The 13,353-nt window shown below is 25.8% G+C and carries 10 protein-coding genes and 1 CRISPR repeat array; all 10 genes read right to left on the minus strand.

The features are described 5' to 3' along the window. Positions 1–110: 110 nt before the first annotated feature. On the minus strand, positions 111–1,082 hold the full coding sequence (locus tag JWF52_RS08425) for a TIM barrel protein (RefSeq protein ID WP_208333140.1): 972 nt from the start codon (positions 1,080–1,082) through the stop codon (positions 111–113). A 274-nt stretch (positions 1,083–1,356) separates the two neighbouring features. Continuing rightward, positions 1,357–3,558: a CRISPR direct-repeat array (repeat unit 29 nt; unit sequence CTTTACATACCACATAGTTAATATAAAAC). Positions 3,559–3,740: 182 nt separating this feature from the next. Next, a complete protein-coding gene (gene cas2, locus JWF52_RS08430) occupies positions 3,741–4,007 on the minus strand; it encodes a CRISPR-associated endonuclease Cas2 (protein WP_208333141.1) in 267 nt (88 codons plus the stop codon). A 1-nt stretch (position 4,008) separates the two neighbouring features. Then, positions 4,009–4,989 (minus strand): type I-B CRISPR-associated endonuclease Cas1b, encoded by a 981-nt coding sequence (gene cas1b, locus JWF52_RS08435; RefSeq protein WP_208333142.1) that lies wholly within the window; start codon positions 4,987–4,989, stop codon positions 4,009–4,011. Beyond that, the gene (gene cas4, locus JWF52_RS08440) at positions 4,989–5,510 is read right to left on the minus strand and encodes a CRISPR-associated protein Cas4 (RefSeq protein WP_208333143.1); all 522 of its coding nucleotides are present in this window, start codon (positions 5,508–5,510) and stop codon (positions 4,989–4,991) included. Before cas4 ends, cas1b begins: the two co-directional genes overlap by 1 nt. A 104-nt stretch (positions 5,511–5,614) precedes the next feature. After that, a complete protein-coding gene (cas3, locus tag JWF52_RS08445; protein WP_208333144.1) occupies positions 5,615–7,933 on the minus strand; it encodes a CRISPR-associated helicase Cas3' in 2,319 nt (772 codons plus the stop codon). 21 nt (positions 7,934–7,954) lie between these two features. Beyond that, positions 7,955–8,662: a type I-B CRISPR-associated protein Cas5b gene (gene cas5b, locus JWF52_RS08450; protein ID WP_208333145.1), complete on the minus strand. Its 708-nt coding sequence runs from the start codon at positions 8,660–8,662 to the stop codon at positions 7,955–7,957. A 1-nt stretch (position 8,663) separates the two neighbouring features. After that, positions 8,664–9,575, minus strand: coding sequence for a type I-B CRISPR-associated protein Cas7/Cst2/DevR (cas7i, locus tag JWF52_RS08455; RefSeq protein WP_208333146.1), 912 nt, complete (start codon positions 9,573–9,575; stop codon positions 8,664–8,666). A 1-nt stretch (position 9,576) separates the two neighbouring features. Further along, complete coding sequence (gene cas8a1 / locus JWF52_RS08460; protein ID WP_208333147.1) at positions 9,577–11,418, minus strand: type I-B CRISPR-associated protein Cas8b1/Cst1; 1,842 nt, start codon at positions 11,416–11,418, stop codon at positions 9,577–9,579. A 10-nt stretch (positions 11,419–11,428) separates the two neighbouring features. Beyond that, on the minus strand, positions 11,429–12,160 hold the full coding sequence (gene cas6 / locus JWF52_RS08465) for a CRISPR-associated endoribonuclease Cas6 (RefSeq protein ID WP_208333148.1): 732 nt from the start codon (positions 12,158–12,160) through the stop codon (positions 11,429–11,431). 77 nt (positions 12,161–12,237) lie between these two features. Further along, complete coding sequence (locus tag JWF52_RS08470; RefSeq protein WP_208333149.1) at positions 12,238–13,152, minus strand: helix-turn-helix transcriptional regulator; 915 nt, start codon at positions 13,150–13,152, stop codon at positions 12,238–12,240. Positions 13,153–13,353 lie beyond the last annotated feature (201 nt).

The following is a 13,353-nucleotide window of genomic DNA, read 5'->3' on the forward strand; positions in this document are numbered from 1 at the left end:
TATATATTTATAATAATGTCTTAATAATTCTTATTTTTATATTTGCATAATATATTATAGTTATTATTAAGTCAATATACTATTTCATATTTTTCATCATATTACACTTACTAATATAATCCTAAAGCTTCATCTTGTATATTTATAAAATCACTTAGTTCATCCAAAGATGTAGTTATAAATTCATCTACTAAATACTTTGGACTTATTATATCTATTACAGTCTTTATTTTTTTATTTGTAAATGGTTTATGCTCATCTATCTTTAAGATATGAAAAACTATATCATTAATTATTTCATTATAATCCATTTTTAAATTTTCATATTTTGGAATTTGACTTTTAACATATTTTGAAGAAATTGACTTGCTTAGATGGATTCCTTTTATATATTTTTTTAACTCACCTAAATTATTTATAGTGTCTAATAAATAATCTATTCCTTCTTCTTCTGTACTTATATTTAAATTTGTATTAAGTAAATGTCCTGTATCTAACATAAATCCTTTATTTTCGTATTGTATATTTTCAATAAAATATTTTGATAATTCTTTATCTACCATTCTAAGTCCTGGCCACCATAAGTTTTCAAAAAGTATTGTTACATCTGTATCTAAATCTTTAAATATTTCATTTACTAACTCAATAGTTGCATCAATTACATCTTTATCTGTATATGTAAAGTTGTAATTATAGCAATGTTTTAGCTTTACATTAGCTACATGAAAGACTACGTATTCAGCATTTAGACTTTCTGCTATTTTTATCTCCTCTTTATACTGATTTATTATTGCTTTTTTATCATTTCCACCAAAATTGTTTGTTATGTTTTCTTCACTATCAAAGTCTTCTAATGTCCCTTTTTTATTTCCATTCCAAAAATCTAACCAAGTAGGAAAGTGCTTTAAATGTATTCCTTTTATTTTATTTTTAGGTATTAGCTCTTCACTATATCCTAATGGTGCAAATAGTTCTATTGCATCTATATTATGATTTTTTAAGAATTTATTTATATTTTCATAGTTGTTGTTGTATCTTTCCATATCATAATTATATGTAGATAAGTTAATCATTTTTAACATTTCATATCACCCCATAAACTTAATAATTAAATTGTCCTTTTATTTTAATTGTATTACTTATTTTACCATACTTAAAGATATTGTATAATTTATATAATAAATGATGGGTTGAGTGCTAAATACTTAAAGGGCTAGGTCGTATTAATTATAAAAATAACCCTGGGTCTGTTTTTAAGACCCAGGGTATTTTATAAGTAATATTTTAATCTTGAACCTCAACAATTTCAAACTGGTACAAATCCCCTTCAAATTTTATGATAAGATTATATCTATAATTTACATACCGCATAGTTAATATAAAACCTTTTTGAGATTCTATAAGTATTTTTTCAAGTTCTTTCTTTACATACCACATAGTTAATATAAAACGTGATGCAGGAATATTAATAGCATCTACTATAGCCGTCTTTACATACCACATAGTTAATATAAAACTAAAATTGACTATGAAGAAAATATGTCAATGATAAAACTTTACATACCACATAGTTAATATAAAACTTGAACCAACATGTATATAACTAAAACCATTGTTAGACTTTACATACCACATAGTTAATATAAAACTAGTTCTAAATTATCTCCCTTATGTACTACTACATCCTTTACATACCACATAGTTAATATAAAACGGTTTTAAGAGGAGGAATATATAAATGAAAAATACACTCTTTACATACCACATAGTTAATATAAAACCGTTCCTAAAAGTATACCTATATTACCTACTGATAGTCTTTACATACCACATAGTTAATATAAAACTAGTTTCGAGATTGTATTTTTCAATTGCCATTTTATTCTTTACATACCACATAGTTAATATAAAACCTGTTCAATTGTTTATTAATGATATTATACAAGCTAACTTTACATACCACATAGTTAATATAAAACCAACAATCTTTGAATGTTCCATCTGTATACGTATCTCTTTACATACCACATAGTTAATATAAAACTTTCTTACAGTACACACAAAGAACTTTTCCATTTTCCTTTACATACCACATAGTTAATATAAAACTTTACCCGGTTCGGGACTATTACTTGTACCAACATTCTTTACATACCACATAGTTAATATAAAACTTGACAATTCTGTTTCTTTTGTCGTACCGATAAGCCACTTTACATACCACATAGTTAATATAAAACGAACATCCAGAGTTCGTTGCACAGATGAAAGAACAAACTTTACATACCACATAGTTAATATAAAACAACCTAACATCTTAAAAGATGAAGTAGGTGATATGTCTTTACATACCACATAGTTAATATAAAACGAAAGAGGTATCGCATCACATACTGCTAAAATTCTCACTTTACATACCACATAGTTAATATAAAACCTAAATCTAATTTACTAAAATCAAGAGAAGGAACATCAGCTTTACATACCACATAGTTAATATAAAACTGGAAACTAGCAAAAGAAAAGTAAGCATTACTAAAGTTGCTTTACATACCACATAGTTAATATAAAACACAGTATTCATTTATACGTAGACGTCCGTATCCTTGCTTTACATACCACATAGTTAATATAAAACTCATCAGTTGCTAGTACTTACAAGGGTTCTTTTAAAGCTTTACATACCACATAGTTAATATAAAACAAGTTAGATGCATTAAAAAATGTACAGGTTGAAGTCGACTTTACATACCACATAGTTAATATAAAACTAATCCATTCAAGTCTATTTTTATCATTCCACTGCCTCTTTACATACCACATAGTTAATATAAAACCCTCGTATATTAGTTCAAGTTAGAAGTGCTTACTTGCTTTACATACCACATAGTTAATATAAAACATCTTTGTAAAGATAAGTTTTGTAATAATTGCAAAACTTTACATACCACATAGTTAATATAAAACCTCTTAGAAGAAATATTATAAATGGTAAATTTCAAGACTTTACATACCACATAGTTAATATAAAACTGTAATATGTAAAGATATTTTAATAAATATAAAAAATCTTTACATACCACATAGTTAATATAAAACATTGGAAGTTTATCAATATAAGGAGCCTATACAAAGCTTTACATACCACATAGTTAATATAAAACTTTTGTAATTCCTGCTGAAGTTGCTACTTTTTTAATCTTTACATACCACATAGTTAATATAAAACTATTATATGAAATATAAATTTTAGGAGGTATTTTTTACTTTACATACCACATAGTTAATATAAAACAGTTTTGGAATTTACAAGAGGACGCAAGTAAAATCCCCTTTACATACCACATAGTTAATATAAAACTTAATTCATAAGTCATAGAAATAGTTTTACCATGACCCTTTACATACCACATAGTTAATATAAAACCTGTTGCTGTTGGTGCGGGTGTTATTTTAACTGATGACTTTACATACCACATAGTTAATATAAAACTATTACAGGTGCCGAACAAAGAAGTAAAAAAGATGGCTTTACATACCACATAGTTAATATAAAACCCTATTTTTGTTAGACTTAAACATATTGAAATAGCTTTATTTTACGGTTCATATTTGAATAAAATTTATATTTTTTGCAGTGAAGTTCAAGTGCTGCATATCCTAACTTAATTTATATCACTCTAACCTTAGCTATTTCAAGTGTTATAATATAGTTTATCATAATTTACGTACACTGCAAATTATAAAAACATTTCTTCAAAATTTTTGTGTATTCCATAAGATTTCTTACTAATATTATTAGGATTTTTAACCTCATACACATATATAGAATCCTGACTCTTATTTATAACCTTACCTATTTCACACATACATTTTTGCAACTTGCTCTCTGTAATCTCTCCCTCAAAAACAGAGTTCTGAGTCCAAGTCAAATATTTCTTAAGTATCTTTCTAGTCCTATTTAAAGGCTTCCCTTCTACAATATCATAAGTAATTATAACAAACATACTACCACCACGCCTTCAAAACTTTATACTTTTCATCTTTAATAAAATGTTTTATCATCTTATAGCACTCTAACCTAATAAAAGTTCTATACGATACTTTTCTATTTAAATGCCTATGTTTTATAGTAGTTTGCATCTTACCTTCAAAATCTTGTAAGAATTTTTTCTTACCACTTTCACTTAAATAACAAATATCCTCTTCATAAATAAAATCCTTTTTAGTTAATCTTTTATTATTAACCAAGCTAAATATAATAGGGTCAATAATTAAAGGTTTAAATATCTCAGCTATATCTAAACTAAGTGAAAATCTTTTAGTTGATGGTTCATGTAAAAAACTAATTGTTGGATCTAATTGTGTTTTATATATCTCACTTAACACATTAGTGTACATAATACTATTTCCAAAAGACATAAGAGCATTTATTGGATCTTTTGGTGGTCTTTTTTCTCTTTTTTCAAACTCAAATCCATGCTTTAAAATTTGATTAAAAGATTTATAATATGTTTTTCTAATTCTACCTTCTCTTCCCATAAGATCAGGAATATCTCTAGATTCTCCTAAGTTATCAACTTCCCTTTTTATAGTTTCTATAAGATTTTCATCAACTTTATAATACCTCATATTTCTAAGTATATGATGAGCTGAGCTTTGAATAAATGATTTAGCTAAATACATTCTTTCATCTTCATCTAAATAACAAGCTGATTGACATACTAAGCTAAATCCAGATACATTTTTCTTTCTTGGATAATATGTTCCACTATAATATCCATAATAATTGTAAAAATGCAGCATTACTCCGTATTTGATTATATAGTTTATTAGCTTAGTATTTAGATCCACTTCTCCATATATATGGATATCATCTACTTGTTCTATTGGTAGTGCCTTTTTATCTCCATCTAAATCGTAGTAGTATATAGTATTATCTTTTCTTTTTATACTTCCATTACTTATTATGTAATAATCTTTATTCATTATATATCCTCCTTAACAAAGCAAAATTCAAAGTATGCACATTTTGTGCAGTATGGTAATTTTTCTAACTTAGGAGGATATTTATTTTTACATAAGATATTTATATTTATTAGTGTATTTTCTATTTTCTTTTCTATTTCTTGTGTTAGTATTAATTCATCTTGTTTCTTTTCTTTCACATAATTTATAAGTCCCTTTTTCTCTATACCTAATACTTTTTTTAAGTAATATAGGTAATAATATAATTGCATTTCATCAGCTTCTTGCATCTTAGAACTTATCTTAACTTCTCTTACATGATCTCCTTTTATAATATCTAATTTTAATATATCATCTATTAGCACTTCTTTATTTTTCATTCTTGTGTAGGAATTTTCATGAAGTATTTTCCCAGACTCTACTCTATTACTATTTTGCTCCATCGTTATTCCTTTTGAAAATAACCATAGTTTTCTTTTACATATGTAATAATAGTTTATTTTTACTCCTTGTACCTTTAAATCATCTAAATCTATGGACATTATTTCACCTTCTCTTTAGTAAAATTATTAGCCACATAGTTAATATAAAAACTTGCTTAGCTCGTATCACCAACAACTTTGTACGTCGCTCAAAAATTTATTACTTATATAAATTGAGATAATTCTTCTCCTATAAGTACACCTTTTCCTTTTAAGTCATCATAAGTCATATCATATTTATATTCTAATATCTTTAAATCTTCTAATCCTTTTACGTCTATATCATTAATAAGCCTCTTATCTCTAACTTTATATGCTGATACACTTACAGTTTTCTTGGTTATTTGTTGCCTTATGCTTCTTCTTTTATCTTTCAATTCATTTATTAATTTTTTATCTTTGTTATTATATGCTGTACTTAGTTCTTCACCTAACGCTTTATAATCTTCAATCAAAGTATCATCTATCTTATCATATATTTCTCTTGGTATAGCTGTATATGCGTCAATATCTCTTAATATCTTTTGGGCATCACTTGACTTTATACTATATGGTAGCATAGTATCTAATATATCAAGGGCAGCTTTAAACTTTTTATAAAATTCTGTATTTTTTAGATTTTCTTTAGAATAAAGTATTTCCACCATTTTTACTTTGTCATCTTCTTTTATTTTTAAAGACTCGTTACTATTTATATATTCTTTTAATAAATCTACACCTTTTTTCACTATTTCTTCATCATATATAGTTCCTATACCTTGAGCTTCTTTAGTGTATATAAATATATTCGGATTATCTATACTTTTCTTACCTGCTCTATTACATCTTCCAAATCTTTGGAATAAGCTGTCTAGTGTTGATATTTCCGTATGTAATATATCAAAATCTATATCTAGTGATGCTTCTACTAATTGAGTAGTAATCCATATTCCACTTTTATCACTACCTGCAAAGTCTTTTATAGCTTTTTCAAGCTTACTTCTATCTTCTTGTATATACATAGAGTGTAATAAATTCAAGTCTATATCTAAGTTATTATCTTCTATTATTTTTTCTATTTGTGAATATTTTTCAATTGCACTTTTAACTGTGTTTACTATTATTAAAACTTTTTTATTTAAACCAGATTTAGCTATCTCTTCTATGTTTTCATTTATTGATTCGTCTTTAACTACTATATTATGTCTTATTTTTTCAGTGTTAAAAGTTGCTATAACTAAATCATCACCATCAAATAACCCTCTTTCTTTCATTTCATCAATATATATAGTTGGCATAGTTGCTGTCATTATCATAAACTTACCACCTATTTTATGAATCATTTCAAGTCCTTTTATAAGTACTGCTGCTATTTCTGGAGAGTATGCTTGTATTTCATCTATTACAACTTTTGAATATGCTAATGTTGCATAAGTTTTTTCATAGCCTCTATACATAAATGGAAATTTGAATATTTGATCTATTGTAGAGAAAGTTAATTTTTTAGACATAAGTTTAGAAAGATCTGTTATTTGCTTTGAATCTTCATAACTATTTTCTTCTAAATAATCTATACTTGTTGAATGCATTAGTCCTGCATATTTATACTCATCACCATTACTATCTTTTATATCAGCTACTCTATCAAATAACGCATTTATACTTACTCTAAGTGGTAGTGTAAAAAATGCTTTATCTTCATTTATCCAAATAAGTGCAGTTTCTGTTTTACCCATACCTGTTGATGCAATAAGTAATACATTTTTATCAATATTTTCTTTGGCAAACTTTTGGACAGGTTTTAATCCATCTTTAAATTTATTTACTAAGAATTCTTCAGTATATTTTCCAACATGTTTATCAGTGTTTACTTCTATTAATTCATGTCCCGATGCGCTATGATCTAGTTTATGAAGTAATCCTTTTAGCATTATGTATAAGTTGTAATATGGATGTTTTCTAGTTATCCTTTTTTCTACACTTTGCAAATATGCATTGTTTAATTTTTTAGTTTTTATGAAGTATCTAACTTTAAAATTATTTTGTATTTCTTCAACTTTATTAATTAAATCTTCATCTAATACCTTTTGTACAAGTTGTTTAAATTCTTCATCTATTATTTTATCTCTTTCATGATGATATACAATTGCTTGATTTAAGACTTCCTTTAATTCTTTATCTTTAATTCCTAGATCTTTATATTTTATAAATGCAGGAGAAATGTAATTATGATTTACATTATTTTCTAGGTGTGTAATCACTTCAGGCTCATTAATTTCTATCTCCATATTATCTATTATTAGTTTTTGAAATGGTGAAAAAGCCTTTCCTACGTCATGAAATTCTACTATTATATCTAGTAGTTTCCAAAACTCTTCTTTATTTATAAAGCTTAGACTATTTATCTTTTCTCCATAAAATTTATTAAGTATATGAAGTTGTTTTATGAGTTCATCAGTATGTTCTCTTAATGTTTCTACTGGATTAGACTTTGCGTAAATCATATTACCTCCCACATTTTATATTTATATATTAAAGTAAACTAAATCTCTTTCTTTTGAGTCTGTATCTAATAATATAGTTCCACTATTTATAATATTTCCTGACTCTACATAGTAAGTATCAACTTTATTCCAAACTCGTTTTTTATCTTTATTAGCATCATTAGTATAATAATTATTTAATCTATAACTTATCCCTGATATATACTTATCTTCTAATTTACTTTTAGGTATATATATTGGCCTTTTTATATCAAATTTGCTTAATTCATGCTCTTGATAATCTTCTTCTTCATATTCGCCTGAATCCACTTCAAATTTTTCTACTTCTGTGAAATACATATCATCTATTCTTACTAAATCTTCTTTTCTACCAAGAGATAAGTGTTCATCAAAATTAATTAACTTGTCATATATTTCTTGTAATACTTTTTCATCTGCTCCTATATGAATTGTTAAATTTACATTTAGTAACATATGACTGTTCATCGGCATAGATGTTATACTGTCTTTTTTATAAAAATAAGTAGTTTGATAATTATTAAATATACTTTCATAACTTCCTTGAATACTTATTTTTAGTGGAATATATTCAGTTGCTTCCAAAATTTTATGTATTAATCCACTTACCGTTGAGTACGGTGGCAGTGGATATGTTTCAGTTATTTTCATAGCAAAGGGCTTTTTATAACAAGCTGTTTCTTGAAATAATTTTAGCTTTAAAACCTTCATATTAATTCACCCCGTAATATTCTTTAACTCCCTTAGTTAATTCACTAAAGAATCTGTCTACGGTTAAAAGATTTTCTCCTACTATATCTTTAAACTCTTCTTTATTTGTAAATGCTCCTTCAACCATTCCTATATATGTAGAATCTTTTAATTCTTTTCCTAAGAATGTAGAGTTTACTATTTCTTCTATAGTGTTTGAGCTTACTTTATAACCATTTTTATCTCCTTGTACTTTAACTCTACCTAAGAAAAATGGATTTGCTATATCGTACATACCACCTACTACAAATAATGGTGATAAATTTTCTTGTCTACCTCTTATATTTCTGTTTAGTATTTTTATTATTTCTAGTAGTTGAGTAACTCTCGTACACTTTTCTTCACTTGATAACTCTATATCTTTATCCACCCCTACTTTAGATAAATCTATAGTAACTGTATATGTATAATAACTTAAGTGTTGTTCTACATTTGCAAGATTTGGATGCTCTCCTATTCTATCAGCTAAACCTTTATTATTTAAAAAGTCCATATCACTTCTATAAGCTTCTAATGATATTGCATTGCTTAATCTAACAACAGCTTCTCTAGTTGCTGATCCACCTTTTTCCTTATCATCTTTTTTAGCAGTTTTCATATAGCCAAATAAATCCATTTCTTGAGAATCTTTTATAGTCATGCTGTCTTTAAATTGTATAGTTCCTTTTGATTTATCTACTACTTGTAAGTTCCAATCAAATAAATCTGCTGCTAATCTTACTATATCGTATCTTAAGCATTGACGAGATGCAAATGTATACATATTTCCATCAGCTCTAGTTAACTTCTTAAGTTCTGCAATATTTCCTATACCTTCTCCATAATTTAAACTTTGAGCTTGTGCTACTACTGTAAATGTTAATCCCTTTTTCATTTTATTTTCCCTCCACTTTATTAGATTCTTTGTTAGATTCATATTTTTCAGATATTAATCCTGTTATAAAGGCATGTCCTATTGATTCAAAATCAAGATCTTTTTCTGCCATTATTTCAATAAATATAGATGGTACACTTTTTTCTGCTGACATAAATACTCTTAAAACTGTATCCATAAAGTCTTTTTTATTCCCTACTTTTATTGTATTTAATAACTTGTACGCTACTGAATTTATTTTATTTTTAGAGTTTGTATTTACATAGTAATCATGTATTTCATGACCTGCATACTTAACCACTTGTAGCTTTTTATCGTTCATTTTATATACCCCTTTCTTATAACTATCTATTAATGCTCTTATCTTTATAGCTTTAAAAATATCACTTAAAGATATATTACTTTTGTGTTCATCTTCTAATTTGTCTTTTATTTTTTCTCTCAATGATTTACTTATTAAATGCTTTAAGTCTCTATTTTTTAGTAATATATCGACTATGTTAGCTTTAAATCTTTTATCATATATACTTTGTATTAGTTTTGAGTTTTTACCACTTTCACTTACAAAGAATTTAGCTAAGTATGTAGGCATATTAAAATAATTCATTTTACATTTTTTAGCATCTATACTTGCTTTAAATTCAATAAATAATATATTTTGAAGTTGCCATTCACTTTTTTCTTTATTTTCACTTACTATGTCTATAACTAAATCATTAAATGGATTATCTCTATCCTTTAGTTTCTTTAAGTTAATATTAGTATTATAAATATCATCTATTGATGTATCCATATTAACAAATGAGTAGAATTCATTATCTTCATTTTCTATGTAATTTTTCTTTGTGTAGGTTGCTCCCGCTGGTGTACAAAATAGTATAAGTTTACATATATCACATATTGAATATGTAGAATCTTGATTCCAAAACATATTCTTTGCATTGTCATTACTTACTCCTAATGGTGCAAAGTTGCTTTCTGAGTAATCATTTATTAAGCCTTTATAAGTTCCACACATCTCACATACTTCTAAGCTATTTATATACTCTTTTATATCTTCTATACTCTTCTTCTTTTTTATAAACTTAGAGTTTATATCTTTCATTATTTTTTCTATTATCTTTATACTTGCTTTACTTATTCTTTTCTCACTTGTTTCTATATTTAGATAGTCTAGTTTTTCTACTATGTATTTTTCTAAAGTTACTAAATCTCCTTTATCTATTAAGTTTTCTAGTTCACCCATACAAACCGCAGATAATAGGTAATCATTATACATAACCTGTTTTAAACCTTCTAAGTTTAACTTCGATTTAGCCACATTAAAGAAACTCACTTGTCCAAAATAATTATCACCTATTATAAACTTATATAAATTAGCAGTTAATCTATCATTTATAGATTCTGTCTTCAAGATATCTATAGATTCCTTAACTAGCTGCTCTAACTGTTCTATTTCCTCAGCCTTTTTTATCTTACCTATAACTTCTAACTTCTCTTTTAAAATGTTATAGTTTAGCTCATCAAACTTTTTTACTTTATCATTTTGTTTTTTTAAACTTTCTCTAATTTTTTTAGAAATATCTTTAATTTTTTCTGGATTAGATTTTACATAGTTCAAACTATAATTAATGCTATTTCCCACTCTCTTTGCCACGTCATATTCTTTCATAAAGTAATCAAAGTAGTTATTATGGAAGCTATCAAGTATTAAACTATCAAATTCTATATAGTCTTCATTAATAATAACTTGTTTTTTAATTCCAGCTTCATTCAATATATTTAGGAACCCGGCTATACCCATATTAAAAAACCAGTCACCCTTATAAACCTTAAGTTTCATATTTTCACCTCTATTTTACTAAATCAATATACCCAAATCCCTGTGCTCGTTTAAAACCAAGACCTAGCTTATATAAATCATTTAAATCCTCTATATCACTACATAGTTTAAATCTACCTTTATAACCATTAACATATTGATATGACTTTCCTGTAGTATTTTTAAATTCTCTAAGTCCTTCTTTAACTACAACCTTATTTAAGCTTATATTTTCAAATTTAACATCTTTCTTTAACCCATATCCCCTATAATTTTTAAGAATTTCATTAGAAATATAGTTTAATTCTTTTATATACTCTTCATCATCTATATTTAAAAATTTACCATTTCTTGATTTTATACATATAGGTGATAGTGCATTAAATATAGCTTCATTGTTTTGTATAACCTTTTCCTTGCCTAAATCAACCCTTAATCTCTTTAACTCATAATCTTTATATACAAACTTAGGATAGTTTATCAATCCATTATATATATTAAGTCCAAGTTCTAAATCTGGTGTACTTATATTTAATATAACTCTATCTTTAACTATGAAATTTTCATTTTCAATATCATATCCCTTTACATAAACTGCAAATGTAAAATTTTTAGTTTGTTTATTACTTTTATCTTCATAATAATAAAGGCTTCTGTAATAGTCTTCACTAGACTTTCTTATAGCTTCTTTTATAACACTCATAAACATTGTGTTATATGATATTGGTAGTTTATCTGTTTTAAATTCTACTTTCATTCTCATATTTATCACCTCTCTTAATTACAATATATCACTCAACCTGGCAGTATAATTGTTAGAATAAAAAAAATATACAAAGTTTAGTATATTCTTTCTATATTTTTTACTTCTTCTATAATATCTTCTCTTAATTTTTTAGGCTCTATAACTTCCACATTAGCTCCCATGCTTAAAATCCAACTTTTTATCTCTGTATATCCTCTCATAATAGCTTTAAATATTATTGATCCATCCTCATACTCTATAATTTGTTGATTATCTACCCAGATTTTTTCTTTTATTATTATAGAAAATGGATGCTTAACCTTTAGTACAATATGAACTTCATCATCTTTATAAATTCCTATACTATTTTTACTATACTCTTTCCAATTAAAACTTTTATCTACCTCATATTTTTCCTCTAATGTATAATAATCTTTTATTCTACATACTTTAAAATCTATAAATGTACTTCTATTTTCACAAAATGCAACCATATATTTATCAGATTTATAATTATACAACCCGTATGGATGGATAACTCTGTTACTATATCCAGAGTTTATAGAATAATATTTTATTTGCATCTTTCTTTTTGTTACATACGCAATAGTTATATCATTACACTTTTGCTTTTCCTCTTCATAGTTACAGTTACATTGTGGTTGAATGCTAAAGTAATCCATATATGATTTATCTGAATTTTCTACAGAAATAGCTTTTAATTTTGTTAAAATATCTTTAAATTCATTTTTATAAATATCATTGTTATACTTTAACTGTTCATTTAATATTTCTAATATAGATATTTCTTCTAGAGAAATCTTAATATTAGAAATACTATTTTCTTTATCAATCTCATAACCTCCATATGCACCTGGTTTATACGTTATAAAAATACCTGCTTGCTCTAAATCAGATCTATAGGTTCTTATTTGACGTTCTTTTATCTCTAATTCCTGTGCTAATTCACTACATTTCATTCTTCCCCTACTTTGTATAAGTAACATCATTTTTATTGCGTTTCCTACCTTACTAATTTTTACTCCCCCTATCAATATGCTTTTTCCTTATAAATATAATTAACTTACATTTATGCCTTATATAGGTATTATAGTTTAAATTTGTATAATATTGTAGATTAAACTATAATATAGGCAGTTAGTAAGTTTAATATAAAAATAACCCTGGGTCTGTAAAATGTACCCTTTGTA

This window comes from Clostridium sp. CCUG 7971 (assembly GCF_017590215.1).
Lineage (GTDB): Bacteria > Bacillota > Clostridia > Peptostreptococcales > Peptostreptococcaceae > Faecalimicrobium.

Bases quoted from the DNA above. Each gene is read 5' to 3' on its own strand.
- cas5b (WP_208333145.1), bottom strand. From the start codon at position 8,662: ATGAAGGTTTTAAAGCTAAAATTATTTCAAGAAACAGCTTGTTATAAA.
- cas7i (WP_208333146.1), bottom strand. From the start codon at position 9,575: ATGAAAAAGGGATTAACATTTACAGTAGTAGCACAAGCTCAAAGTTTA.
- cas1b (WP_208333142.1), bottom strand. From the start codon at position 4,989: ATGAATAAAGATTATTACATAATAAGTAATGGAAGTATAAAAAGAAAA.
- cas2 (WP_208333141.1), bottom strand. From the start codon at position 4,007: ATGTTTGTTATAATTACTTATGATATTGTAGAAGGGAAGCCTTTAAAT.
- cas4 (WP_208333143.1), bottom strand. From the start codon at position 5,510: ATGTCCATAGATTTAGATGATTTAAAGGTACAAGGAGTAAAAATAAAC.
- cas6 (WP_208333148.1), bottom strand. From the start codon at position 12,160: ATGAGAATGAAAGTAGAATTTAAAACAGATAAACTACCAATATCATAT.
- JWF52_RS08470 (WP_208333149.1), bottom strand. From the start codon at position 13,152: ATGATGTTACTTATACAAAGTAGGGGAAGAATGAAATGTAGTGAATTA.
- cas8a1 (WP_208333147.1), bottom strand. From the start codon at position 11,418: ATGAAACTTAAGGTTTATAAGGGTGACTGGTTTTTTAATATGGGTATA.
- cas3 (WP_208333144.1), bottom strand. From the start codon at position 7,933: ATGATTTACGCAAAGTCTAATCCAGTAGAAACATTAAGAGAACATACT.
- JWF52_RS08425 (WP_208333140.1), bottom strand. From the start codon at position 1,082: ATGTTAAAAATGATTAACTTATCTACATATAATTATGATATGGAAAGA.